General features: G+C 69.5%; 20 protein-coding genes. 3 read left to right on the top strand and 17 right to left on the bottom strand.

Annotated elements, in window-relative coordinates; all coding sequences use genetic code 11:
- Window positions 1-4: 4 nt before the first annotated feature.
- From DS837_RS05960 to DS837_RS05900, 13 genes are all read right to left on the bottom strand, one after another.
- Window positions 5-484 carry a hypothetical protein gene (locus tag DS837_RS05960; protein ID WP_149163875.1) on the bottom strand — a complete coding sequence of 160 codons (480 nt, stop codon included), beginning with the start codon at window positions 482-484 and terminating at the stop codon, window positions 5-7.
- A 253-nt stretch (window positions 485-737) separates the two neighbouring features.
- A complete protein-coding gene (locus DS837_RS05955) occupies window positions 738-1,508 on the bottom strand; it encodes a hypothetical protein (protein ID WP_149163874.1) in 771 nt (256 codons plus the stop codon).
- 100 nt (window positions 1,509-1,608) lie between these two features.
- Window positions 1,609-2,796, bottom strand: a complete 1,188-nt coding sequence (locus DS837_RS05950; RefSeq protein WP_149163873.1) for a polysaccharide pyruvyl transferase family protein — start codon at window positions 2,794-2,796, stop codon at window positions 1,609-1,611.
- A 63-nt stretch (window positions 2,797-2,859) separates the two neighbouring features.
- A complete protein-coding gene (locus DS837_RS05945) occupies window positions 2,860-4,152 on the bottom strand; it encodes a hypothetical protein (protein ID WP_211102103.1) in 1,293 nt (430 codons plus the stop codon).
- Window positions 4,152-5,465, bottom strand: coding sequence for a glycosyltransferase family 4 protein (locus DS837_RS05940; RefSeq protein WP_149163872.1), 1,314 nt, complete (start codon window positions 5,463-5,465; stop codon window positions 4,152-4,154). Before DS837_RS05940 ends, DS837_RS05945 begins: the two co-directional genes overlap by 1 nt.
- A gap of 40 nt (window positions 5,466-5,505) precedes the next feature.
- Window positions 5,506-7,680, bottom strand: a complete 2,175-nt coding sequence (locus DS837_RS05935; RefSeq protein ID WP_149163871.1) for a hypothetical protein — start codon at window positions 7,678-7,680, stop codon at window positions 5,506-5,508.
- A complete protein-coding gene (locus tag DS837_RS05930; RefSeq protein ID WP_149163870.1) occupies window positions 7,677-8,978 on the bottom strand; it encodes a glycosyltransferase family 4 protein in 1,302 nt (433 codons plus the stop codon). The genes DS837_RS05935 and DS837_RS05930 overlap by 4 nt, the downstream gene beginning before the upstream one ends.
- A complete protein-coding gene (locus DS837_RS05925) occupies window positions 8,975-9,802 on the bottom strand; it encodes a class I SAM-dependent methyltransferase (RefSeq protein ID WP_149163869.1) in 828 nt (275 codons plus the stop codon). Before DS837_RS05925 ends, DS837_RS05930 begins: the two co-directional genes overlap by 4 nt.
- A 4-nt stretch (window positions 9,803-9,806) precedes the next feature.
- A complete protein-coding gene (locus tag DS837_RS05920; RefSeq protein ID WP_149163868.1) occupies window positions 9,807-12,158 on the bottom strand; it encodes a glycosyltransferase family 2 protein in 2,352 nt (783 codons plus the stop codon).
- 74 nt (window positions 12,159-12,232) lie between these two features.
- A complete protein-coding gene (locus DS837_RS05915; RefSeq protein WP_149163867.1) occupies window positions 12,233-13,054 on the bottom strand; it encodes a calcium-binding protein in 822 nt (273 codons plus the stop codon).
- A gap of 722 nt (window positions 13,055-13,776) precedes the next feature.
- Window positions 13,777-13,992 (bottom strand): hypothetical protein, encoded by a 216-nt coding sequence (locus DS837_RS05910; RefSeq protein ID WP_149163866.1) that lies wholly within the window; start codon window positions 13,990-13,992, stop codon window positions 13,777-13,779.
- Between the two features lie 92 nt (window positions 13,993-14,084).
- Window positions 14,085-15,458, bottom strand: a complete 1,374-nt coding sequence (locus DS837_RS05905) for an HlyD family type I secretion periplasmic adaptor subunit (protein WP_149163865.1) — start codon at window positions 15,456-15,458, stop codon at window positions 14,085-14,087.
- Window positions 15,455-17,176, bottom strand: coding sequence for a type I secretion system permease/ATPase (locus tag DS837_RS05900; RefSeq protein WP_149163864.1), 1,722 nt, complete (start codon window positions 17,174-17,176; stop codon window positions 15,455-15,457). Before DS837_RS05900 ends, DS837_RS05905 begins: the two co-directional genes overlap by 4 nt.
- 501 nt (window positions 17,177-17,677) lie before the next feature.
- Between DS837_RS05900 and galE the strand changes: the two genes are divergently transcribed.
- The 3 genes from galE to DS837_RS05880 are packed head-to-tail and all read left to right on the top strand — an operon-like array spanning window position 17,678 to window position 20,477.
- Window positions 17,678-18,697, top strand: a complete 1,020-nt coding sequence (gene galE / locus DS837_RS05890) for a UDP-glucose 4-epimerase GalE (RefSeq protein WP_149163862.1) — start codon at window positions 17,678-17,680, stop codon at window positions 18,695-18,697.
- Window positions 18,698-18,711: 14 nt separating this feature from the next.
- The gene (locus DS837_RS05885; RefSeq protein ID WP_149163861.1) at window positions 18,712-19,248 is read left to right on the top strand and encodes a MarR family winged helix-turn-helix transcriptional regulator; all 537 of its coding nucleotides are present in this window, start codon (window positions 18,712-18,714) and stop codon (window positions 19,246-19,248) included.
- A 50-nt stretch (window positions 19,249-19,298) separates the two neighbouring features.
- Window positions 19,299-20,477 carry a DUF2336 domain-containing protein gene (locus DS837_RS05880; protein ID WP_149163860.1) on the top strand — a complete coding sequence of 393 codons (1,179 nt, stop codon included), beginning with the start codon at window positions 19,299-19,301 and terminating at the stop codon, window positions 20,475-20,477.
- A 113-nt stretch (window positions 20,478-20,590) separates the two neighbouring features.
- Here DS837_RS05880 and DS837_RS05875 read toward each other — a convergent pair whose 3' ends face one another.
- The 4 genes from DS837_RS05875 to DS837_RS05860 form a co-directional block, all read right to left on the bottom strand.
- Window positions 20,591-21,406 (bottom strand): SGNH/GDSL hydrolase family protein, encoded by an 816-nt coding sequence (locus DS837_RS05875; protein WP_149163859.1) that lies wholly within the window; start codon window positions 21,404-21,406, stop codon window positions 20,591-20,593.
- Complete coding sequence (locus tag DS837_RS05870) at window positions 21,403-22,170, bottom strand: SGNH/GDSL hydrolase family protein (protein WP_149163858.1); 768 nt, start codon at window positions 22,168-22,170, stop codon at window positions 21,403-21,405. Before DS837_RS05870 ends, DS837_RS05875 begins: the two co-directional genes overlap by 4 nt.
- Window positions 22,167-23,348 (bottom strand): OpgC family protein, encoded by a 1,182-nt coding sequence (locus DS837_RS05865; protein ID WP_170295753.1) that lies wholly within the window; start codon window positions 23,346-23,348, stop codon window positions 22,167-22,169. Before DS837_RS05865 ends, DS837_RS05870 begins: the two co-directional genes overlap by 4 nt.
- Before the next feature lie 152 nt (window positions 23,349-23,500).
- Window positions 23,501-25,603 carry a molybdopterin-containing oxidoreductase family protein gene (locus DS837_RS05860; protein WP_149163856.1) on the bottom strand — a complete coding sequence of 701 codons (2,103 nt, stop codon included), beginning with the start codon at window positions 25,601-25,603 and terminating at the stop codon, window positions 23,501-23,503.
- Window positions 25,604-25,611 lie beyond the last annotated feature (8 nt).

Raw genomic sequence — 25,611 nt, 5'->3', positions numbered from 1 at the left:
GCGATCACCAGTGCAGGAAGACGCCGACGTCGCCCGGCATACCGCCGGGATAGCTCAGAATCCGGGCACGCAGCTTGTAGCCGGCGGGACGCAGATACCGGTCGTAGGTGTCGTAAACCTCCCGCGCGAAACCGGTGAGGCTGTCCGGCCAGTCGGGCTCGAATTTGTTGATCGCCCGGCCGCCATCGCTGCAATAGCCGCTGGGAAAGCGCACGATCTCGATCTCGGTTTCCCCGCGTTCCGCTGCGGCGCGCACGGCGCGCACGGCGTGGGTGAAGCGCTCCTTGGCGTCGGGGCGGACGTGCTGGTGCATGAAGGCGTCGTGGATCGCGCTGTGCTCCTCCTGCTTCTTCTTTGCAAGCTTCTGCGCCTCCGTCAGCCGTGCCATCTCCTGCGCTTCGGTGATCGCGTGGAGATCCCTGGGCGTGATCAGGTCGCCGCCAAGCGGGGGGGGCGGAGGGGTGGAAGGACCATCTGCGGGCATGTCGCATGTCTCCCGGTAGAAGGCCACCGGCCTTGTCGGTTCGGAATGCGGTTCGTTTCAGGGACGTCCTGAACACCGCATGGCGGCCCGCATGATCCCGGCGGGACGCGCGTCATGAGGGTGGCAAGCGGAGCGGCGGCGCGTCCACCACCCGTTCACGGCAAAGCCGCCGCCGGTGTCGGCGGCGGCTGAAGCGCCCGGGAATGATGAAGCGGAGTTTTGGAGAAAGAGCCGGGAGGGCGGCGGGCCGCCGTTATCCGAAGATCGCCAGCCCGATCACCGTTGCGGCGAAGGCCCCCACGGCCGAGGCCAGGGCGGCGATGATGGTGGGGGCGTGCGACTTGGCCGACTTCACCTTCAGCGCGTCGTCGAAACTGCGCAGCGTCGTGTCCATGCGGACGAGGAAGACCTCCAGGCCGGCCACCCGCTCCTGAAGGCTGTGGAGCGCGTCCGACAGGGCGGCCTGCTGCGCTGCCGCGGCGCCGGCTCCGGCCTGACCGGCGGCGATGCGGTCCTGCGTCTCGCGCAGCAGCCGGGCGATGCCCTGCTGGCCGGCGGCGATCTGCTGATGGTCGCGGCGGGCAGCGTCCAGCCCGGCGCCGATGCGCACCAGATGCGGGGCGAGCGTGCGCTCCAGCAGCTTCTCCTCGGCGCTCGGCTGGGCGAAGGTGGCGATGGTGCCGGTGCTGGGCGCCACGACCACGGCGACGACGCGCGTGGGGTCGAGCCCGGCCGGAATCGCGACGTCGGTCTCGAAGGCGTGATGCCCGTCGCCGAAGTTGCCGCCGACCAGATCCTCGCGCGGGCGATCGGCCAGCGCGCGCCCCAGCACCACGCTGTGGCCGTCCGGCATCTCGGCGCGGAACTCCACCGCCAAGCGGTCGGTGGGGTAGGAGCGGTCCCAGGCCCAGCCATAGATCCGTCCGGCCTGGACGGCATCCACCCGGCCTTCGATGACGGACGCCGCTGGCTCCGCCGCGACGGGGGTGGAGGAGAGGGTGTCGGGCGTGGCGACGTCGGGCATGGCGGGCACTCGCGAGTAAGGCGGAAGAAGGAACGGGAACGGGGCGCCGGTCCCGGAGAGCACTCTCCGGAGCCGGCGCCCCTCTTTGCGGCAACCGCCGTCAGGCCGCCTTGCGCTGCGGGGTCTTGCGCGCGGTCGGGCTGGGCATGCGGTGCGGGATGTAGTTCTCGTCCAGGAACTCCCGCATGTCGCGGTAGCGCTGGTAGAAGGTGCGGTTGAACTTCTCGAACAGGCTCTGGTCCCAGTATTCCTCCAGGACGAAGGGCTTGTCGGAGTAGACGTCGTAGCAGGGGATCGCGAAGGTCTCCGCGAACTCCGCCGTGCGGCTGTCGTAGCTGAAATAGACCGACGGCGTGCCGTTCGACAGCGCCATCAGGTTGCCGTGCAGGCGGTAGCCCAGCACGAGGTCCTTCGAGCGCACGATGTTCTCATAGTCGGCGACGACGTCCGAGTACCACAGGCGCGAGCGGTACAGCGCGTCCAGCTCCTCGTCGAAGTACCAGTTCTTCAGCCAGTTGTTGTTGTGCAGCTCGTCCCAGGCCTCGGCCTTCTGCTCGTCGGTGCCCCAGAGCAGCTTCTTCTCCTCGACCTCGCCCTGCATCATCAGGACGGTGTCGAAGCGGCGGCTCATGTCCTTGACGAAGTCGCGATGGCGGGTGAGGTAGGTCTTCACGTCCGGCGAATAGTGGCTGGACACCTCGCGGCGCATGGTGATGCCGACGTTGCGCACGCTGTCCAGCGACGGCAGGTCGATGCGCAGCTCCGGATCGCGGTTGCGGAAGGCGGTCGGGCAGCCGACGATGCGGACGTTCTTGATGCCGAGGTCCCACAGCACTTCGGCGGTGTAGGTGCCGCGCACGCCCAGCGTCGTGGACTTGTCGGCGAACATCTGCCAGATGCGCTTGCTCTCGTCCGACAACGTCAGCTTGCCGGTGGCCGGGGCCTGGGCGCCGACGCCGAAGGCGATGACCGGGATGCGCAGCTTGGACAGCACCTGCTCGGTGCCCTCCGGCCAGGTCATGTGGTCGTGGATGTAGTTCGACCCGCGCAGGAACACGTAATCGTATTCGGCGTTGGCCCGGTCCACCACCTCCTGCTTGAACTCGCGGATCTCCACGACGTCGAGACGGTCGAAGGTCAGCAGCTTCAGCGAGGAATCGTAGACGAAGGCGTCGCCGATGTTGTGGTAATGATTGATGCTACGCTGAATGTTCTGGTAGCTGTACCACCGCACGCAGTCATGGTCATAGACTTCGCCGGAGGGAATCATGACTAGGATGTTAGCCAATTTAATTCTCCTGGGGTCGGGGTGGTGGAGGGTTGCGGGGTTCGGGTTTTATCTTGATGAATTTTAGCCGCCTTGGGGCGACTCGACCCGGATCATTATTCGGACCAGATCGCGATCCCTGGTCGGCTTGCAGTTTTTCTGGGCAAGCCGGGTCAGGTAGAGCCAGGCGTTTCCATCCGTGTCCTCGAAATTCCGGCTTCTGGCGTCCGGATCGAGAATGGCCGGGTAGTAGAAGCTCTCGTCCACGGCACAGTTCTTGTCGGTGAGCAGCGGTGCCGCCCAGGCGAGGCGGGGGGCGGACCAGCCGATCAGGTCGGCGGAGGTCGACACCCACACGCCGGACACCGGTTCCGCGCCTTTGCGCTCCGCCCGCCGCCCGGCCATCACCGCGACGTAGAGGCCGCTCGGCGTGTGGCGGACGAGGCTGGTGACGGTGAAGGGCAACCGGTCGGGCGGCAGCGGCGCGCAGACCGACGCCTCGGGATCGGCCTCGCCCTGGGTGTAGGGATCGCGGAAGCGGACGGTGAAATCCCGCCCGTCCCACGCCCGCCAGGACGCCGGATCGGCGAGGTCGCGGGTGCGCATCAGGCAGACGCCGCGCTTCTGCGCGCCGATGCCCTCGGCGAAGGCCATCGCGTAGTACCAGCCGTCGCGCGCGACGATGTTGCTCGGCGCGAACAGCCCGGCCCGCTTCCCCAGATCGCCACGGAAGCGATAGGGCACCCCGGCGACGTAGCGCGCCGGCCCGAAGCTCTGCCCGCCGTCGTGCGAGACGGTGAGGGTCAGCGCGTTCCACCAGCAGGCCATGTAGTCGCCCGTCGGGCAGAGGTCGCGGCGCTTGTGGCCGTGATACTCGTTGTGGACCAGCCCGTAGACGGTCGTGCCGTCCAGCGTGTAGGGCGAGGTCAGCCAGCCCATGTCGTCGAAGCGCGCGGGGTCGTCGCGCTTGGCCGACTGGAAGACGATGCGGCAGGCGTGGTGCAACTCGTTCAGCGACGGACCGCTCAAGGTCCGCGCGCGGGTGTGCGCGGCGAGCAGCCGGACGCTGCCGTCCGCCGCCTTCCAGGCGCGCGCCGGGGCGTCCGGCACGTCCCAGTCCTCGCAGGCCTGGGTGCGGTGGTCGTAGACGGTCTCCAGCGCCGCGCCCGCGGGGACGCTGACGCGGAGGTCGGCGGCGGTGGCGGGGGTGGCTAGGAGGGTGCAGGCGATCAGCGCCAGGGTGCATTGCCCCCTCCCTAACCCTCCCCCGCCTTTGGCGGTGGAGGGAACTGCCGCCGCTCTGCTCCTGCCCCCTCTCCCGCGCAGCGGGGGAGGGGGCAGGAGGGGGCAACGGTTGTCCTGCACGAACATCCCCATCACGGCTTCTGCGCCACCGCCCGCTCGGGCATCGACACCGCACCACCGCCCGCATTCGCGATCAGCGCGTCGAACACGTCGGCGTGGCGGCGGGCGCTTTCCGCGCGGTCGATGGGGCGGCGGATCCGCATGCGCAGACGGTCCCACAGATCCGGCGTGGTCAGCGCCTCGGTCAGGCGGTCCACCAGATCCTCGACGCTGGCGTTGCGGAAATGCAGGCCGTCCACGCCGTGGGTGACCTTCTCGCCCATGCCGCCGATGTTGCTGGAGATGATCGGGCGGCCGTGCAGGAAGGCCTCCTGGATCACCACCGGCGAGTTTTCCCACCAGATGGAGGGCATCACTACCCAGTCCACGTCCTTCATCAGGCCGGGCAGTTCGGCGGAGCGGTAGCTGCCGTAGAATCGCACGCGGTCGCCGGCACGCTCCACCGCCTCATTGAACTTCTTCTGGTAGGCCTCGGGCTGGCGCTCCAGGTTGCCGCCGAAGATCATCAGCGCGCCGTCCTCGCCCCACGCCTTTTCCGAGACCCGGCCGATCGCCTCGACCAGCACATGGGCGCCCTTGAACTCGGTGAGCTGGCCGAAGAAGGCGAAGCGGTTGCGCTTGCCGCCGCGGGCCAGCGGGCGGGGCGGGGCGATGCCCTCGACGGTCAGGCCGTTCTCGATCATGCGGAACTTCTCGCGGGGCAGGCCCCAGTCGACGTAGCGGTCGATCAGGAAGTTCGACGGGCTGACGTAGAAGTCCGCCTGCTCCAGGAAGGTCTTCAGGAACAGCTCGCGCTTGAAGAACTGCGCCTCGCCGATGTGCGGGAAGCAGCCGGCGCAGTCCGCCGGGCTGGCGCGGTAGCACAGCGTGTTGCGGCTGGTCTTCACCATCTGGCCGTGGTGGTGGCAGATGGACAGATACTCGTGGAAGGTCACCACGATCGGCACGCGCGGCAGCGCCTGCCGGATCGCCTGGATGGTCTCGATGCCCAGACCCAGGAAATGATGGAAGTTCACCACGTCCGGCTGGAGGTCGCGGACATAGCGGACGAAGTCCTTCTCCAGCCCCGGCAGGTTGCGGTTCGACAGCCGGAAATGGTCGTAGTCGTTGGCGTAGTAGAGGACCTCCCGCTCCTTCTGGCGCAGCGCCATCAGGGCGGAGCTGCCGTGCGGTGTCACGGGCGGGGAGGTGCGGGCCAAGTAATGGCACTCCCAGCCCGGCAGGTCGTGCAGCCCCTGGTGCAGGTTGTAGGAGGCCACCTCCGCGCCGCCCAGCGAGAAGGCGGGATGGCCGTGGCTGATGATCAGGACGCGCTTGTTGCTCATGGTCGGGCCGATCTCGAAAGGGCTTGCGGGGCGTGCGGACTCAGGCGGCGGCGCGGGCGGACCAGATGTCCTCGAAGCTCCAGCGGTCCACCATGGCGCCGGCGCGGCGCCAGCGGTCGGCGTGCGCGTCGCGCGGCTGCTCGTCCAACGCCACCAGCGTGACGCGGGGCAGCCAGACGCAGGCCCCGCCCAGCGCGCGCAGGCGCAGGCAGAGATCCAGCCCCTTGTGGTCGGCCCCCATGTAGGAGCCCATGGTCGCCAGCGCCCGGACCAGCGCGTCCTTGGGCAGCAGCGCGCATTCCGGGGCGGCGGCGTCCACCGTCGCCGCGTCCTGCTCCTTCAGCCAGTCGCGCGGGTAGCCGGCGAACCGGCGCTCGAAGGTCTTGGCGCCGTCCGAGCCCTCCACCGCCATGATGCCGGCGAAGCGGATCGAATGGTCCTCGTAGAGCAGGGTCGGGCTGACCATCACCGGCCCGCCGGACTTGCGCGACACCCGCTCCAGCGCCGCCAGCCAGCCCTTCTCGGTCGGCAGGACGGAGGGGGAGAGCGTCAGCACCCGCTCGCCGCGGGCGTGGGGCAGGGCGGCGGCCATCGCCTCGAAGGCGTCGGTGGCGTCGGGAGCGGCCACGAAGGTGACGGCCATGCGATAGAAGGCGGCGGCCTGACGGACGGCGCCGCCCAGCCGCTCGTGCGTGCCGGCGGCGGCGACCACCAGCAGTTCAGTCTCGGCGAAATCCGGGTCGATGGCGAGGCGGGCGATGTTCAGGTCCACATCCTCCCGCGCGTCGGTCACCGGCAGGATCACCGAGACGCGCGGCGCCTTCACCGGGCGGCCCATCGGGTGCACGCCGGTCGACGGCAGCGCGCCGGAGCGGGAGCGGGCGGTGCGCAGCATCGGTCCGACATGGCGGGCGATCAGCGTATCGATGGACGGGCTGTCCAGATTGACCAGCGACAGCATGCGGCGCAGCGCTTCCGGAGCCGGCGGCAGGCAGCTCAGCGGCAGGAAGGCGCAGCGGTCGTCGGCCAGTTCCAGCTCCAGATGGAACTCGGCGCCCGGGGGCAGGCCCGACGGTTCGGCGGCGAAGGCGGTGAAGCCGTGCTGGTCCTGGCCGGGGATCATGCGCCCAGCGAACAGGCCGTCATGCTGGAAGGCCTCCGTCACGTCGCGGCGGGCCAGCCGCGACCAGCCCTCATCGAGCCGGACGGCGACGCCCGGTCCCTTCAGCGTGACGGCGCGGACCTGCCGCGTCGGGTCGAGCAGCCAGCCGGCGACGAACAGCCCGGCCCCCGGCACGCGCAGCGCCATGTCCAGACCGGTGCGCACCGGGATGTCGAGCCGCGACACCGTTTCCGCACCGTCGTAGCGCGACGCGGCGATCCGCGTCATCCGCTGGCGCGTCTCGGCGTCCTGGATGTTGCCCAGCATGTCGCGCACATGGGCGGAGGCCACGCCATCGGGCAGGATGGTGCGGTGCTCGAAGATCTCCAGATGGCGCCAGCCCTCGGCGGCGCGGTAGTGGATGCGGCGGATGGCGGTGGGAAGCGGGGTCTGGTCGGTCAGCACCGCCATCACGCCCGACGCCTCTGGCGGCAGGTCCGGGCGGGCGAAGGCCCCGGCGGTGGCGCGGTAGGCGGCGGTCTCCTCCGCCTCGATCAGGATCTTCTGGGCGCCGTTGCGGAAGCTGCGCGCCCAGCCCTGGAGCATCAGGCTGCCGTCGCGAAAGCGCCCGAACACCTCGGCGAAGCCGTCCGGCTGCGACACCTCCTGGGCGAGGCCCGAGAGCAGGCGCCCGATGCGGTCGGACTCGTTCTCCGCCCCGTCCTTGGAAGAGGCGGCGAGCTGGATCGCGAAATCCAGCGCCACGGCCAGCGCGCCGGGCTGGAAGCCCTTCAGCGCCGAGACGAGGTGCGACGGGTTGGTGCGGACGTTGGACAGGCGCGGCAGGACGAGGCGCTCCCCCTTCTCGTCCGCCAGTTCGACGCGCGACGGGCGCATCTGGGCCAGCCCCGGCACGCGGATGCCGCCGAGGAACCAGCGCTCGCCCTCGGCGTCGGCCCAGGAGCGTCCGGCGTAGCGGCCCTCCACCGACCCGTCGAGATGAACGGCGCCCTGCGCGGGCAGCGCCCGGTCGATGGCGCCGAACAGGACGAGCGTGTCGTCGTCAAGTAGAATGGCCGCCGTGATGTCGGCCTTGGTGATCGGTTCCCTCATCCCGCGATGCTCCCCGCAATCGAACCCTGCCCATGCGTTCCCCCCGGACCGTTCATTATGTCGTCATAGAGAATGACGTGTTTTTCGGCGGACTCCTCGGTCGTCGGGACCGCCGGCATGTTGGAGACGAGCCGGTCCCACAGGCCCGGCTCGGTCATCGCGCGCGTCATCACGCGCGCCAGATCCGCGGCGTCCCCCGCCCGGAAATGCAGCCCGTCCACCCCGTCGGTCACCGATTCCGCCATGCCGCCGATGCCGCTGCAGATGACCGGGCGGCGGTGCTGGAAGGCTTCGCGGATGACCAGCGGGGCGTTCTCCCACCAGATCGACGGCATCACCACCCAGTCGGCGGCGGCCATCAATTCGGGCATCTCTTCCCGCCGGTAGGGGCCGTGGCGGACGGCGGTGCCGCGGGCGCCCTTGAAGCCCTGCTCGACCTTGTCCTTGAAGGCGTCGGTCTGGAACGGCGCGCCGCCATGGACGGCGAGCGTCAGGTCCTGTCCCTGCTTCTCCAGCCGGGCGGCGGCGTCCAGCGCGACGGTGATCCCCTTGAAGGGGTTCAGGTTGCCGAAATAGGCGAAGGCGTTGCGCGGCGCGCCCGCGGGCAGCGGCCGGTGCGGCGCCGGACGGACCGCCGGGCGCCCGTTCTCCATGACGGAGATGCTGTCCGGGTCGATGCCCCAGGCGATGTAGCGGTCGCGCAGGAAGGCGCTGGGTGCCAGGAAATGGTCGACCAGCCCGAACATCGCCTTGATGTGCTTCTCCCGTAGGACAAACTGGTCGGCGGGCCGGTCGGGGAAGCAGCGGTGGCAGGCGTCGGGCGAGGCCATACGGCACAGCGCGTGGCTTCCCGTCGTCACCATCTGCCCGTCGTTGGCGCAGATCGGGTAGTAGTCGTGCAGCGTGTAGACGATGCGGGCCCGCGGGCAGACGCGGCGGATCAGGAAAAGCATCTCCACGCCCAGCAGCAGCGTGTGGTGGATGTGCACGATGTCCGGCTGGAAGGCGCGCAGCAGGTTCGACAGGTCCGGCACGATGCCGTGCAGGTCGATCTGGCTCTGGAAGAAGTGATCGAAATGCCCGGCCCACAGCACCACCTCGTCGGCGCTGCGGCCCAGCGTCTGGAGGTTGGTGCCGGGCTTGCGGTCGCGGTGGACGCCGTTGGTGCAGGCGAGGAACAGGGCCTCGGCCCCCTTGGCCTTCAGGCTGCCGAACAGCTCGTGCGCGAAGATTTCCGTGCCGCCGGGGTGGAGGCTGGGGTGGTTGTGCGCGACGACAAGGACGCGGGGCAGGCTCATCGTGCGCCCTCCTTTTCCAGAACCAGGAGATCCTGGAAATTCTCGGCGTTGCGCTGCCCGCTCCAGTGGCCGCGCAGGACCGCGCGCGCCGGGCGCAGCCCCTGTTCCGCGAAGGTGTCGAGCAGGAAGGATTCGCTGTAGGCGACGGCGGCGTTCGGGTTGGCCTCGTCGGCGATGAACTCCGGCCCGGCGGCGTCGAGGAAGGCCGGGCGGGCGGTCTTCTTCGCGATGCCGTCCCGCGCGCGGGCGTCAACCAGGAACAGGCTGAGGAAGCAGCGCCCGCCCGGCTTCAGCACGCGGGCGATCTCCGCGGCGTAGCGCACCGTCTCCGCCGTCCGCAGATGGGTGATGACCGAGGTCAGGATCACGAAGTCGTGCCCGCCGTCGGGGAAGGGCAGGCGGGTCTGCGCCGCGTCTTCCGCCCCGCCGGGGTTGTAGAGCGCGTTCGCCACGTCGAGCGTCCGGAAGCGGAATTCCGGATAGGCCGGGGTGATCGTCTCGGCGCACCAGCGGATGCCGTCCTCGACGATGTCGACGCCGTCGTAGCTGGAGTCGAGATACTGGGTCAGCGGCACGGCCATGCGCCCGATGCCGCAGCCGATCTCCAGCACGCGGTGCTTCGGCTTCAGCCCGCCGACGCGCACGAAGTGGCGCAGGAACTCCGCCCCGATGGCCCGGAAATCGCCGTCGCCGATGAACACGCGGTCCGGCGGCGGCACGGGCAGGAAGCGGTTGCGGGCGATCTGCGCGCACAGCCACTCCAGCCGCGGGTCGGTGTTGCGGCGCAGGACGGCGAGGCGGCGCCCGGTGAGGATCTCGTTCATCAGGTCAGCTCCGGTTCCGGTTGGCGCGCCCGAACAGGCGGGACTTGCCCGGAACGGCAACGGGTAGGGCGGTGTCCGTGGGGGCGCCAGCCGACAGGGGGCGCATCAGGCTGTCCTCCAGCGCGGGCGGCGGCGGCGGTGCGTTCCAGTCGCGGCCGGCCAGTTCCTCCATCATCGCGCCCCAGCGGCGGGCGTGGAGCCAGCCGTTGTATTCGGAGGCGACGCCGCGGGTGTAGCCCTGGTGCCGGCTGATCGAGCGGCGCTCCAGATGGTACAACTCGACCGACGGGACGTAGCGGATGTCCAGCCCCGCCTTGCGGATGCGCAGGCAGAGGTCGGAGTCCTCGTAATCGCCGATGACGTAGTCCTCGCAGAAGCCGCCCACGGACTCGAAGGTCTCGCGGGTCATCATCAGGCAGGCGCCGGTCACGCCGGGCACGCTGCGCTCCCGCCGGGCGGGCAGGAAGTCGCGCGGCAGGCCCTTGAAGAAGTGATGGTTGTACCAGCGCCCGCGGACGTCGCGGTCGAAGTAGAGGCCGGCGTGCTGCAGGCTGTCGTCGTCGAACAGCAGCTTCGGCCCAACCGCCCCGGTGCCCGGCGCGCGCTCCAGCGCGGCGAGCAGGGCGGGCAGCCAGCCGGGCTGGTCGGGGATCACGTCGGAATTCAGGAACAGCAGGGTCCGCCCGCTGGAGGCCGCGACACCGGCGTTGTTGGCCGCCGAGTAGCCGTAATTGGCGGGCTGCACCAGCACCCGCATCGGCAGGCCGTAGAGCGCGTGGAAGCCGTGCAGCATGTGCACCAGCTCGTCGCGTTGCTCCGGGCTGTCGAGCACGAAGATCAGCTCCACCCCGGCCATGCCGGGATCGGTGGCGCAGCTCGAGAGCTGGAAGCGCAGGAACTCCAGCGCCTTGTAGAGTGGGATGATGACCGAGACGGCGGGTGTCTCAGGAAGGCGTCCGAAACCGACGGTTTCCGGCTCGCCGCGGCTCGCCATGTGGGCGGCGTGGAGCGGCGCCACGGCCGGGGCGATCACCGTTTCCAGAACCAGCGGAGTCGCGTGCTGCGGCGGCAGGCTGCCGAGCACCGCGGCGCGGGCGTCGGCCGGCGACAGCGGGCGCAGCGGCGGCACCAGCCGGATCGACCCGCCCGACCCGAGGCGAAGCTCCGCATGGACCTGAAGCGCCGCCGCGGGCTCGGGCGCGCCGGGCAGATAGGCGACGAAGCCGCTGCGGTCGGTGGACGGGGCGGTGCCGAACAGCTTGGCCACGTCCTCGCGCGGGAAGCGGTGCTCCAGCACCTCCAGCCGGCGCTCGCCGCCGAAGGGCGTGTGCACGGTGAGGCCGCCCGACAGGCCGTGCGGATCGTGCACCCAGCCGGCCAGGAACAGCCCGCCGTCACCGGTCGGCACCGCGAGGTCGAGGGCGGCGCCGATCGAGCGCTTGGCGTCGGCGACCTGCCGCTTGGGCAGCGGGGCGAGCACCTGAAGCTCGCGCACCGCCGCCGCCGCCGTGGCGTCCGACCGCCCGCGCCGGGCGAGCGCGTTCAGAATGTACTGGCGCAGCTCCAGCGGCGTGTCGCGGCGCGTGGACAGCCGCTCGGTCAGGCTCGGCAGGTTGGGCGCCACGGCCGAGAAGGCGCGGCAGGCCAGCCCGTTGCGGCCCAGCACCACCAGCAGGTTGCCCGGCGCGCACAGCGCCTTGTCGACCAGCAGCGACATGGCGGCGCGCCCGCGCCGGTCCAGAGCGGAGCCGACGCAGACGTCGAAGGGGGAGGGGCCGACGGCGCCCGCGGTGATGATGACCGCCCCCGTCACCTCGCCGAAGCCCGACGACAGCGACCCGCCGCAGAGCAGAAGCTCGTCGGTCGCCAGGGCGCGGGCGACGAGCGGGGAGGGGGTGGGCGACAGCTCCAGCACCATGCGGCGGCAGACCGCGGCGAAGCCGGCGTCACTGCGCAGCGCCGGGGTGGAGCGCGCGAAATCGAAGAGGAAACGGACCACGCGCAGCCGCGACGGCGCGTCGAGGCTGCCGAGCAGGAAAGCGGGGTCGGGATCAGGAACCTGCGGTTCGGCCAGGACCTCCGCGACGACGCGGCTCTGGGCCACGAAACGGACGGGCGCACCGGAGATCCGGGGCGCCCGCAGGATCGACAGCACCCGCTGCCCACCCCAGCTCGTCCGCACGGACAAGGTGGTGTAGGGGGGCCGGACCTCCTCGCCGTCGAGGGTGGGAACGACCCGGCCGGAGGGCTCCGGTCCGTCGCTCTCCCACGAGGCGAGCACGAAATCGTCGCCGAGCGCATGGAGCTGGGCGGACGCGATGGAGGCGGAGGCCGGCAGGACGGCGAGCACGGTCATGCGTTCCTTAGCCGGACCCATCGGCGGCGTGGATTCAGCACGCCGCCGGTCCGGTACCTGAGTGGGTTACGGCTTTAGTGAATGACGAAGAAGTCGTTCGGGTTGTTGTGAACTTCGTCGGCCGAAACGCCCTTCAGCATGATGCTGTCGCCGTTGCCGAGATCGATGACGGCGTTGCCGCCCATGTCGGTGACGCGGGCCGCCAGATCGGAGGCGTCGTTGATTTCCAGACCGTTGATGTTGCGCTCGATCTGGAGGACGTCCTCGCCCGCGCGGAAGTCGAGAACCACGTCCTGGCCGCCGCCGCCGGAGAAGACGAAGATGTCGTTGCCGGCGCCGCCGACGAGGATGTCGTTGCCGGCACCGCCGTCCAGGATGTCGTTGCCGTCACCGCCCGACAGGAAGTCGTCGCCTTCGCCACCCTTCAGGATGTCGTCGCCGGTGCCGCCCATCAGGATGTCGTTGCCCGCACCGCCATCCAGGTAATCGTTGTGGCCGCCGCCCGTCAGGACGTCGTCGCCGTTGCCGCCCTTCAGAATGTCGGCGCCGTCGCCGCCGTTCAGGACGTCGTCGCCGTTGCCGCCGTCGAGGATGTCGTTGCCGCGGCCGCCGATCAGCACGTCGTCGCCGTTGCCGCCGGACAGGTAATCGTCGCCGTCCCCGCCATCCAGCGTGTCGTTGCCGTTGCCGCCGTCGAGGACGTCGGCCCCGCTGCCGCCGCCCAGAACGTCGGCGCCGTTCCCGCCGAACAGGGCGTCGCGCCCGTCGCCGCCCAGGATCGTGTCGGCGCCGTTGCCACCCATCAGGATGTCGTCACCGTTGCCGCCGTCGATGAAGTCGCTGCCGTTGGTGCCGGTGATGATGTCGTCATAGTTGCCGCCAGGAAGGGTGGCCATGAATCATACTCCTTAACGATGGGATTCGGTGGGGTGGGTGATTTCCTACCCCGAAATGGCGAGGTACCCCCAAGCCTTTACCCAAATACCGTTCGGCGAGGCTGTGACAAAACTAAGGTCAAACCCAGGCAAATCTTGAGTTCATAGAGTCAAAGCACAATAATCATCAACGTTCATTACGTCATTCCTGTCACCTTGGCTTCAAAGCCCTTCGAAATTCTAAACATCTAATTTTGGACGCTGCAGCGGATTGGCGTCTTTATGGTCTCTCTTCAAGGTGAGGGCTTATGTTTAGCGAAAGAAACGGAATTGTTCGCGTGCAATACTTTTAAAGACGCTAGGAAGGCGTTTTTGTCGAAATTCGACGAAACGCCTTGAAATGACCCGTAAGTCCTATGCGTTTGGCTTAGGATTATGTCGTTGATCATTGCATCCCGGCCATGCCGCCGATGCTGCATCGCACTCAAAACCCCGGCTTTTTAGAAATCCGGCGAGGCGGACAAACGATTTTAAAAGCCGGAATTTGAAAGCGGTGGCTGAGCGGTACGGTCCGTTGGGGAGCGCGCGGCATTCGAAAAGCGCTCCACCGGACGACCCGAGCGGGCGTTACCCGTGGCCCGAGCCGTTCCGGCGACGCACCGATGTCGGGCCGAACGCCGCCGGATGGCTATGGGCAACGCTCCCAAGGGGGGCGAAAATTTTTAGCTTGCGCCTGACCCTGATCAGGCTTTTCCGGCTTCCGCGGCTTCCAACGCGACCCGCGCCAACTGCATCAGCTTGTCGTCGACCGCCGCCCGGTCATAGCCGGGGCTGTCGGCCAGCGAATCGCGCAGGCGCATGGCGATGAACTCGCCGGTGTGGTGCTTGTCGTAGAGATGGACGTCGCCGATGGCGTCGGCGACGCGCTTCAGGGTGTTCCGGTCCCACTGTGTGGTCATGCTCGCACGCTCCCTATTTGGCCTGTTGGCCCATTCCTGCCTGCTGGGCAACGGGGGAGCGTGCGAATTGATCCGGTGCGGCGCCGCCGCGGTCAGTTCTCGCGGAAGGCGCGGTTCATGCCGTCGGTCAACGGGCTCAGGAAATACTCGATGGCCTTGCGGGTGTGCCCGTGGATCATCACCTCGGTCGGCATGCCGGGATGCAGGTCGACGTTCGGCAGGGCCTTCAGCGCCGCGGCATCGAGGCTGATCCGGGCGAGGAAATAGGCCTGCCCGGTGCGTTCGTCCTCCAGCTGGTCGGCGGAGAGGGTGAGGACCTTCCCCTGGACCGGCGGAACCAGCCGCTGGCGATAGCCGACCAGCCGCACCATGGAGCTGCCGCCCACATCGATGTTCTGCACGTCGGCGGGGGCGACACGGGCCTCGACGATCAGCCCGTCGTCCTGCGGGACGATGTCGAGGATGCCCTGACCCGCCGGGATGACGCTGCCCGTCGTGTAGAAGCGCAGGTTGGTGACCCGACCCGCCTGAGGAGCGACCAGCTCCTGGCGCTTCAGCACGTCCCCGGCGCTGCGCAGCCGCTCCGACAGGTCGGAGACGGTGGCCTGGATGGTCTGAAGCTCGTTCCCGACCTCCGACCGGCGGGTGTTGCCGAGGTTGATGATCTCCAGCTCCGCCGCGGCGATGCCCTGTTCGGCCTTCGACTTGTCGGCCTGGATCTCGCCCAACCGCCCCTTGGTGTCGGCGACGTTGCGCTGAAGCTCCAGCATGCGCGGCTTGCGTTCGTAGCCCTTGGCGAGCAGCGTCTCGACGATCCGCAACTCCTCCTGGGTGTAGCGCAGCCGGTCGTTGGCGGCGACGCGCTGCGAGTCGAGCGCCACCAGCTCGTCGCGGAGCTGGCCGATGCGCTTGCGCTGGATGGAGATCTGCCCCTGGTAGGCGTCGCGCCGCGATTCGAAGAGGCGCTGTTCGGCGGCCAGGGCCTCGGCGGCGACGGAGCTGGTCTTGGCGGCGGCCACCAACTCGTCGGCGTAGACCGGGGCTTTCGCGTCGGTCTGCTCGGCGCGCAGGCGGGCCAGCCGGGCCAGCGAGGTCCAATACTGCCCGTGAAGCTGGGCGACCACCGCGCCGCTCTGCGTGGTGTCGAGCCGCAGCAGGACCTGCCCGGCCTCCACCAGATCGCCGTCCTTGACCAGCAGTTCGCTGAGGATGCCGCCCTCCAGGTGGGAGACGGTCTTGCGGTGGCTTTCCACCATGATGGTGCCGGGCGCGATGGCCGCGCTGTCCAGGCTGGCGGTGAAGGCCCAGCCGAAGAAGCCGCCGAAGCCGACGGCGACGGCCAGCGCCCCCGCCAGCGCGGTGCCGCGCAGCGTGGGTTCGTGCGGCGTCACGTCGATGACCGGCGACCAGATGGGGGTGAGGGGGGACGGCGCGTTCGCCGGCTGGGAAAGCGTCGTGTCGGTCATGCGGATTCTCCCGTCCGGACCAGCCGGGCCACCTTCACGGCGCCGCCGGGCTGGACCATCTTCAGCACGTCGGTGCGTTCGCCGAAATGTTCGACCATGCCGTCCTTGAGGACGAGCAGCTTGTCGGCGACCGACACGATGGAAGGGCGGTGGGCGACCATCACGATGGTGGCGCCGTCGCGGCGCGCGTGGTTGATCGCGGTCAGCAGCGCCTGTTCGCCCTCGTGGTCGAGGTTGGAGTTGGGTTCGTCCAGCACGATCAGGCGGGGCTTGCCGAACAGCGCGCGGGCCAGCGCGATGCGCTGCCGCTGGCCGCCGGACAGGGCGAAGGCGTTCTCGCCGACCGGCGTGTCGTAGCCGAAGGGCAGGCGGCCGATCATGTCGTGGACGCCGGCCAGCCGGGCGGCCCGCACGATCTCCGCCGGGTCGGACTGGGCCATGCGGGAGATGTTCTCGCCGATGGTGCCGTCGAGCAGCGCCACCGACTGCGGGACATAGCCGACATACTGGCCGAAGCTCTCGCGCTCCCACAGGAAGGTGCTGGTGCCGTCCAGATAGATGCCGCCGGCGGTGGGCTCCCAGATGCCGACGAGCAGGCGGGCGAGCGTCGATTTGCCGGCCCCCGACGGCCCGATGATCCCCAGCACCTCCCCCGGCTCCAGCGCGAAGGAGACGCCGCGCAGCACCGGGCGCTGCAGACCCTTCGGCACATGGCTGACGCGGTCGACGGCCAGCCGCCCGTCGGGGCGGGGCAGCGGCATGGTGCTGCGCCGCGCGCCCTCGCCGTTCAGAAGCTCGCGGATGCGCTTGTGGGCGGTCTGGGCGACGATCCACTGTCGCCAGTTCTCCACCAGATGCTCAAAGGGCTGGAGCAGGCGGGCCATGATGATGCCGGTGGCGATCATGCTGCCCGGTGACGCCTCGTTCCGGATGACCAGGGCGGCGCCCGCGGAGATGGTGGCGATCTGCAGGATCAGCCGCAGCGAGCGGGAGGCCGAGGCCATGCCGCGCGACAGCACCACGCCGCGGTCGATCAGCGAGGCGGAGCCGATCTGCGCCATCTGCCAGCGCCGGGCCAACGGCGGCAGCATGCCCATGGCCTCGATGGCCTCGGCGTGGCGGACGGTGCTGGCGACGTCGGCGAACACCTTGGCCGACGCCTCGTTCGCGTCGGCGATGGGGCGGCGGGTCAGCGCGTCGGTCAGCGCGTTCATGGTCAGCAGCAGCAGCGCCGACCCCACCGCGATCCAGCCGTAAATCGGGTGCAGGATGAACAGGATGACCAGGAAGATCGGCGTCCACAGCAGGTCCAGCGGCACCACCACGGCGTTGCTGGTCATGAAGTTCCGCAGGTCGTTCAGGTCGCGCATCGTCTGGCCAGCGTTGCGCGTCCCCCCGCCCAGCGCGTCCACGATGGCCGCCTGCAGCGCCGGCACGTTGAAGCGGTGCGCGATGACCGCCCCGCAGACCAGGAAGGCGCGCGCCCGGATGAAGTCCAGAACGCCGTACAGCACCAGCCCGCCCACGGAGATCACCGCGAGCATGGTCAACGTCTCCAAGCTGCGGCTGCTCATCACGCGGTCGTACACCTGCATCGTGTAGAGCGGCACCACCAGCATCAGGATGTTGACGAAGAAGGTGAGGGCGCCGGCCAGCAGCAGGCCGCGTCCAATCTTCCGGTAGGCTTGGGTCAGCAGGGTCCGATCCGTACCGCTCATGCCGATTCCTTTTCTTGCGTCCCGCGTTCCGGCCGCGTTCCGGAGACCCGCGTTCTCAGGTTTGGGGGCGGGCCATGAAGCCGGTCATGCAAAGGGTTTCATGGTTAACGAAATGTTGAGATGCGGCCGCGTCGCATGAACTCCTTTTGAGACGAAGTCCGGACAAAGGCCGCCCATTGCGGGAAGACTGGTCCCGCGCCATTTTCGCTTACGTCCGACGCTGCGCTGCGGCGTGTGACAACTTTGAGCCCTTACCCCATCCGACAGCGATCGAAAGGGGTATTTGCAGCGCTGTAAAATGTTGTTCCAACACATTTTTTCGATCATGCGCCGAACCTTTCCCGGCGCCCATGTCTCTTTTTCGTCAACTGGCCTTCCGTCTGAATTGGCGGCATGGTGCATCGCGGAACTCTTGCACTTGCCACCGGGGGATGTACGATCCTTTGATGCCGGCGGGTGCCTGGACTGACGAATATTTCTCAAATCCAAGGAATATTTACGATGAACACGCCCCAGACCGTACTCGTGACCGGCGGTGCCGGCTATGTCGGCAGTCACTGCGTGGCCGAACTGCTCGACCGCGGCTTCCGGGTCGTCGTGCTCGACAACCTGCGCCAGGGCCACCGCGCCGCCGTGCCGTCCGACGCCGCTTTCGTGGAGGCCGACCTTGCCGACATGGACGCGCTGACCCGCATCTTCGCCGAATGGCGCTTCGACGCGGTGTTCCATTTCGCCGCCCTGTCGCTGGTCGGCGAGTCGATGCGCGACCCGCATCTCTATCTGCGCGGCAACACCGTCAACTCGCTGAACCTGATCCGCGCGGCGACCACGGCCGGCGTGCGCAAGATGGTCTTCTCCTCGACCGCCAACCTGTTCGGCACGCCGGAGCGCCAGCCGATCGACGAGGACACCACCATCGACCCCGGCAGCCCCTACGGCGAATCCAAGTTCTTCATCGAGCGCGCGCTGCACTGGGCGGACCGCTGCCACGGCCTGCGCTCCGCCTGCCTGCGCTACTTCAACGCCGCGGGCGCGCATCCGAACGGGATCATCGGCGAGGATCATCACCCGGAAACCCATCTGATCCCGCTGGTGCTCGACGCGGCCAGCGGCCGGCGCTCGCACATCGAGATCTTCGGCGACGACTACCCGACGCCGGACGGCACCTGCGTGCGCGACTACATCCATGTCTGCGACCTCGCCGACGCGCATCTGCGGGTGCTGCCGGCGCTTGAGACGCGCAGCGTCCGCTTCAACCTGGGCAACGGCACGGGCTACAGCGTCCGCGAGGTGATCGAGGCGACGGAGCGGGTCACCGGCCTGACGGTCCCGGTGACGATCGGGCCACGCCGCGCCGGCGATCCGGCGGTGCTGATCGCCTCGTCGGAGCGCATCCGGGGGGAACTGGGCTGGACCCCGCGCTTCCCCGATCTGGACAGCATCATCGGCAGCGCGTGGGAATGGCGCCGCCGCCATCCGGGCGGCTACCGCGGCCCGGCCGTGGCGCAGGCCGCCGAGTGACGGAGAGACGAGGGATGAGCACGCAGCGCCGGGCGGGCGCCGAATCCAAGCCGGCCGAAGCCAAACCGGACGCCATCGATGCGGCGGAACTGGCCGAGTATCACGGGCTCGCCCGGCTGATCGAGCGGATGCACCGCCGATTCCTCGACGTCGTGCGGGCCGGCCTGTTGCGGCAGGGGATCGACGACATCGGGCCGGTTCAGGCGCTGATGGTCATGCTGATCGGCGACGACGAGCCGTCGGTCCGCGACCTGATGGAACGTGGCTATTATCTGGGGTCCAACGCCTCCTACAGCCTGAAGATCCTGGTCGAGGCCGGCTACATCGACCGCGGCGCCAGCCAGCGCGACCGCCGCACGGCCCGCCTGCGCCTGACCGACAAGGGACGGACGCTGCGCGATGAGCTGTTCACGCTGGAGCAGGCGCAGGCCACGGCGCTGGTCCGCAACGAGGCGGAGGCGGCCGATCTGAAGGCCGCCTACCGCACGCTGCGCCGGCTCGACCGCATCTGGGGCGATATGGTCCGCTACGCCGGGCAAGGGCTCGATTGAGGGTCTTGATTGAACCGCCTTATGCACCTCCTACCCGCAGGCATCCGCACATGACCGACTCATCCCTGTCCATCCGCGACGTCGAGCGCCTGCTCGAATCCTCGTCGGCGGAGGCCCGCATCGACACGATGCAGAAGCTGGCCGGCGATCTGGAGAAAGGCGGGCTGACCGACGCCGAACGGTCGCTGGCGCTGGAGGTCATGCATTGCTTCGCCGCCGACGCCCAGGTGGCGGTGCGCGAGGCGGTGGCCTGGCAGATCCGCAACAACGCCATGCTGACCGCGGAACTGGCCGAGCGGCTGGTGAAGGACGTGGCCCGCGTGGCCTTCCCGATCCTGCGCGACGCCGGAAGCCTCAGCGATGAGTTGCTGCTCGATGTGCTGGCGGACCCCGACGCCGGCAAGCACATGGCCGTCGCCAACCGCCACACCGTGTCGGCGCGGGTGGCCGGGGCCGTCGTCGAGACCGGCAACGTCGCGGTGGTGACCGCCCTGCTGCGCAACCCCGGGGCGGAACTGGCGGAACCGGCGCTGCATCGGGCCTTGGACCGCTTCGGCCGGGTGCGCATGGTCAGCGAGGCCGCGGCGACCCGCCCCGGCCTGCCGCTGGCCGTGGTGGAGCGGCTGGTCGCCTTCGTTTCCGACGCGGTGCGCGCCACGCTGGCCCACACTCACGGCCTGTCCAAGGATCTGGTGGACCGGCTTGCCAACCGCGGGCGCGAGTCGGCGACGCTGCGGCTGCTGCGCCCGGCGCTCCGCGGCGAAGAGGATGTGGAGGCGGTGGCCCGCTGGCTGCACGCCAACGGGCGCTTCACCGCGGCGCTGCTGTTCCGCGTGCTGTGCGCGGGCGACGTGGCGCTGTTCGCGGCGGGGTTGGGGGCGAAGGCCGGCATCCCGGCGGAGAACGCGCGCAAGCTGGCTTGGGACGACGGGGCGCTGGGGCTGCGGGCGGTGCTGAAGAAGGCGTCGGTCGCGCCGGTCCTGGTGCCGCCCTTTCAGGTGGCGATCGCCACGGCCAAGCGCATGGGCTACGAGGGCAGCGACAACCGTCGTGACGATTTCCAGGCGGAGGTCATGGCCGACCTGTTCGCCGCCCTGACCCCGACGAACGAGTGGGTGGTGGACGACCTGCTGCTGCAACTGTTCGATGGCGCGTCGGACGAGGTGATCGAGCGGGCGCTGGACCAGGCGGGATTGCCCTTCGCGCCGGTGCGCGGGACGGGGACGTGATGGCGCGGCTGCGGTAACTCTGGGCCCCACCCTGAAATCCCCGCGTTCCCGGGGAGGGTGCCTTTTGCGACGTGTCGGAGTGGGCCGTACGCTTGAGAGGTGGGGGAGGCGCCTTACGGACGTGCGGACACTCTCCCCGCGGTCCGCAGGGCGAGGGCGTCGTGCAGCGAGGCGGCCAGCGTGCGGGCCACGCAGTCATAGCCGAAGTCGTTCTGGTGGATGCCGTCCGGCCCGACCAGATCGTTCATGGCGGCCTGTCGTGTCTCCACCCACTGGCGCATCACCGCGTAACGGTGGAACAGGCCCACCTCCTCGTCCGCCGCGACGCGGCCGATGCGAGCCTCCATCTCCTCGTGCCGGGGTTTCGCCAGCATGGCCGGGGCGTATTGCAGGTCCATCAGCACGACGTCCAGACCGGCATCCTTCAGCGTCCGCACGCCGCCGCGGATCACCGCCTCCGCCGCGTCGGGATCGTCGCCGCGCAGGACGGTGTTGGCCGCGACCTGCCAGATCACCAGATCGGGCGCCTCGTCCAGCACGTCGCGTTGGAACCGCCTCAGCATGTCGGGCCCGGTTTCCCCGTTGGCTCCCTTGTTGAGGACGGTCAGGGCGAGGCCGGGGTAGCGCGCCTCCAGATGCTCGGCCAGCCGCGCCGGGTAGCTGTGCTCCGGTTCGCTGGCCCCCGCCCCGGCGGTGGAGGAGGAACCGATGGCGACGATGCGCAGCGGCCCACCGGCAGCCAGCGCCCGCGCGCTGCGCGGCAACGGCACGGCAAGGCCGGCGGTCTGAACGGACACGGCGCAGGCCGCCGCCCTCACCGGATCGGCCTTGGCCGTCGGACCGGCGAGAAAAGGGACGAGGAGCAGCAGGGCGGTGGAGAGGACGGCGGCCCTCCGGCCAGGGGTCCGGGGGGCCTGGGCGCCGATCACGGAGCGGGTCTCCCGGCGCGGTCGATCATGGTGGACACGGTGTCGGCCAGGATGCGGCCGAGGCAGCGGTGGACGAACTGATAGGCCTGCAGCTTTTCCTCGTTGGAGTCGGGGGCGAAGCCGACGCGGCCCTCCTCGAACCAATGCCGCATCATCTCGAAACGGGGGAAATGAACCACGTCGCTGTTCTGCGACACCCACTCCACATAATCCAGATAGGGCTGGAAGGTGATGAGCTGGGTCGTCTGCGGGCTGTACTGCATGTCCATCAGGATCACGTCGGCGCCGCGCCCCTGGGCCGCCGCGATGCCGTGGCCCAGCGCCTCCCCGAAGCTGTCCGGCCCGATGTTCCGCATGGCGTCCGCCGTCCCCACCTGCCAGACCAGCAGGGAGGCGGCGGAGGCGGCCAGTTCCCGGTTCAGGACGGGCAGCATCTCCTGCACGGTCGCCCCCGGCGCGTTGCGGACGGTCACGCTGACCTTGCGGTCGGGCAGCCGGGCCGCCAGCTCCTTTTCCAGCAGCGCCGGATAAGCGGTGGCGGAGCGCGCGCTTGCCGAATTCAGCACGAGAATGGGCAGCGCGCCGCCGCGCTTCAGCCGTTCCCAGGCACGCGGCAGGGCGCCATCGATGGTGTAGACGGTTTCCGGGACGGCGCAGGGATCGGAGGGCGTCTCCGACGCCGCACGCGCGACGCCTGCGGAGATGGCGATGGGTGCGGTCAGTCCCGCGAGGACGGCCAGGGTCAAGACGGTCGCGCGCTTCATGCGCTCGGGTCCTTGGCAGGGGCCAATGGGGCGGCAGGGGCCAGTGAAGCGGCGGGTGCCGCGGGCGGGGCGGATGCCGGTTGGCGCGGCGGCCGTCCCACGGATTGATACCAGGTCAGCACCCGCGCGGCGGCCACCATCACGGCGATGCCGACGAGTGTGACCGAAAACTGGGCAAAAAGCGAGGCGGACCAGTGGTTCAGCACCGTCTGGCCGGCAAAGGACAGGAAGATGCCCAGGCAGAAGACCTGAAGCGACTGCCGCCCGCACAGGATCACCGGCGCCAGCGCCGGCCAGCGCAGCCACGCGCTGTCGAACCGCGCGATCTGCAGGACGACGTAGGCCAGCGCGCAGAAATGCGCGAGCCGCAGCAGGTCGAGGTCGGTCTTGCTGATCGGGTAAAGGATCTCCGCCAGCCACACCGGCATCAGCGCGGCCATCGGCGCGATCTGCCAGGAGATCACCAGAAGCAGCGAGGCGAACAGATACCCCCCAGCCAGCCACAGCAACGCCGTCCTCCGCGTCGTCAGCGCCGCCGCCACCTTGGGCAGGCGCTGCATGGTGGCTCCCAGCACGAACAGGAGCTGCCAGGCGAAGGGATTGAAGAACCACACGCCGCCGTCCGGGTAGGTCGGCAGGTTCCAGTCCAGGATGCGCGCCGCCGCGTAGAGCGTTGCCGACCCGGCCAGCAGGCCCACCGGCCAGCGGCGCAGCACCGGCAGCAGCGCCGGGAGGGACAGCAGCAGCACGATGTAGAGCGGCAGGATGTCCAGGTTGGCCGGGCGGAACTTCAGCGCCAGCGCCTGCACCAGCGACACCGCGGGATCGGCGAAGAAGCCGGCGATGCCCATTTCCTCGGTGAACAGCGGGTTGTCGAAGACCCGCGCGGTGTAGGCGACCTGCGCCGTGAAGGCGATGAACAGGAAGAGATAGGCGATGTAGAGCGTCCAGCAGCGGTCCAGCACCTTGGCCGCCGCGAACCGCCAGCCGTGCTTGTCCAGTATCCGTGAATAGACCAGCGCCGACGTGTAGCCGGAAATGAAGACGAACACTTCGGTCGCATCGCTGAGGCCGAAGTTGCGCATCGTCACCCAGGCGATCTGATTGCCCGGGATGTGGTCCACGAAGATGAACCACAGGGCCAGCCCGCGGAAAAAGTCCAACCGAAGATCGCGCATCCCGCCCGACGCCACCGCCTTGTCCCGCTCTGGTTTCGTGTGCGGCGCACCGTGGCACGGCGCCCCGGTCTTGGCAATTGGCGTCCTGCACAGGGCCACAGCGGCCGCATTTGGGCTTTACCGGCCCCGGCGAGAAGAGGGAGGAGTCAAATTCAAGCGGCGACGTCGGCCTTGCGCACCCGCACATGGTTGTCGTGGAAGGCGGCGCCGCCGAAGGGCGCCACCGGGTCGGCGCCGGTCAGGCTGTTGATGCCGCGCCCGCCCTCGTGCGCGGCGTTGGGCCAGATGGATTCGGCGATCACCACACCCCGCCGCACCCCGTCGAACAGCCGGGCGTGCAGGAACACCGCGCCGCGTCCATTCGTGGCTTCCACCCGGTCGCCCTCCGCGATGCCCAGCGCCGCCGCGTCCTCGGGGTGGAGCATCAGGCTCGGGCGGCGCTCCCGCCCCGTGGAGGTCGGGGTCTCGGTGAAGCTGCTGTTCAGGAAGTTGCGGGCCGGCGCGGTGACCAGCCGGAAGGGATGCTCGTCGTCCGCCTCCTCCGTCACCGCCCAGTGATCGGGGAAGGTCGGCATGGCATCGACCGGACCGAAGGTGGACGGGGCGGCGTAGGGCACGGTCGGCCAGTCCGGCTTCAGGCGGAACTTGCCGTCCGGCCAGCGGAAGCCCTTCACGAAATGCGCCGTCTCGAAGTCCGGCTGCACGTCGAGGAAGCGCTGGGATTCCAGCGCCTCCAGCGTGCCGTGGCCGGACGCGCGCAGCGTGGCGTCGATCAGCTCCCGCTCGGTCATAGCGAAGCCGGGGTGGGAGTCGCTGCCCAGCCGCCGCGCCAGCTCCGTGATGACGGCGTGGTTGGGCCGGCAGTCGCCGGGCGGATCGACCAGCTTCGGCCCGAGCAGGATGTGCTGGTTGCCGCCCGCCTGATAGAGGTCGTCGTGCTCCAGGAACATGGTGGCGGGCAGCACGATGTCGGCCATGCGCGCCGTCTCGGTCATGAACTGCTCGTGCACGCAGACGAACAGGTCGTCGCGGGCGAAGCCGCGGCGCACGCGCGCCTGATCGGGGGCGATGGTCACCGGGTTGGTGTTCTGGATCAGCAGCGCCGTCACCGGCGGGCCACCGGCCAGCGCCTCCGGATCGCCCTCCAGGATCGGGCCGATGCGCGACTGGTCGAGCATGCGCACGGTCGGGTCGCGCAGGTCCAGCCCCTCGATCAGCGTCTTGTTCCAGCCGTAGATGCCGCTGTTGGAGTGGAAGGCCCCGCCGCCCTCGACCTTCCAGGCACCGCTGACCACCGGGATGCACGAGGCGGCGTGCATGTTCACCGCCCCGTTGCGCGAGCGGGTGAAGCCGTAGCCCAGCCGGAAATAGCTGCGCGGCGTCCGCCCGACCAGCCGGGCGAAGGCCTCGATCTCCGCCGCCGGCAGGCCGGTGATGGCCTCGGCCCATTCCGGCGTCCGGCTGGCGAGATGCGCCTCCAGCCCGGCGGGGTCGTCGGCGTGGCTGGCGAGATAGGCGCGGTCGGCCAGCCCGTCGCGGAACAGCACATGCATCACGGCGCAGGCCAGCGCCCCGTCGCTGCCCGGACGGATCAGCAGGGGGATGTCCGCCTGTTCCATGGTCGGGGTGCGGTAGACGTCGACCACGGCGATCTTCGCCCCGCGCTCCTTGCGGGCGCGGACGGCGTGGGTCATCACGTTGACCTGGGTGGAGACGGCGTTGGTGCCCCAGATCACCACGAGGTCGGACGTCGCCATCTCGCGCGGATCGGCTCCGGCCAGCTTGCCGGCCCCGGCCAGCCAGCCGGCCCAGGCCGGGTTGGTGCAGATGGTGGCGAAGAAGCCCGACCAGCGCCGGGCGTGCCGCAGCCGGTTGATGCCGTCGCGCTGCACCAGCCCCATGGTGCCCGCGTAATAGTAGGGCCACACCGTCTCCGGACCGTGCCGGCGCTCGGCCTCCAGGAAGCGGTCGGCGACGATGTCCAGCGCCTCGTCCCAGGAGATCGGCGCGAACTGGCCGGAGCCCTTGGAGCCGGTGCGGCGCAGCGGCTGGGTCAGCCGGTCGGGATGGTGCACCCGCTCGGCGTAGCGGGCGACCTTCGCGCAGATCACCCCGGCGGTGTAGCTGTTGTCGGCGGCGCCGCGGATGCGCCCGATGCGGCGCTCGTCCAGCACTTCGACCTCCAGCGCGCAGGTGGACGGGCAATCGTGCGGGCAGGCCGAGGCGTGCAGGCGGGGGGCGGTACGGTTGGACATGGGGCTAC

This window comes from Azospirillum brasilense (genome assembly GCF_008365405.1).
Taxonomy (GTDB): Bacteria; Pseudomonadota; Alphaproteobacteria; order Azospirillales; family Azospirillaceae; genus Azospirillum; species Azospirillum brasilense_D.
This window is presented reverse-complemented; position numbering and strand designations above follow the sequence as displayed.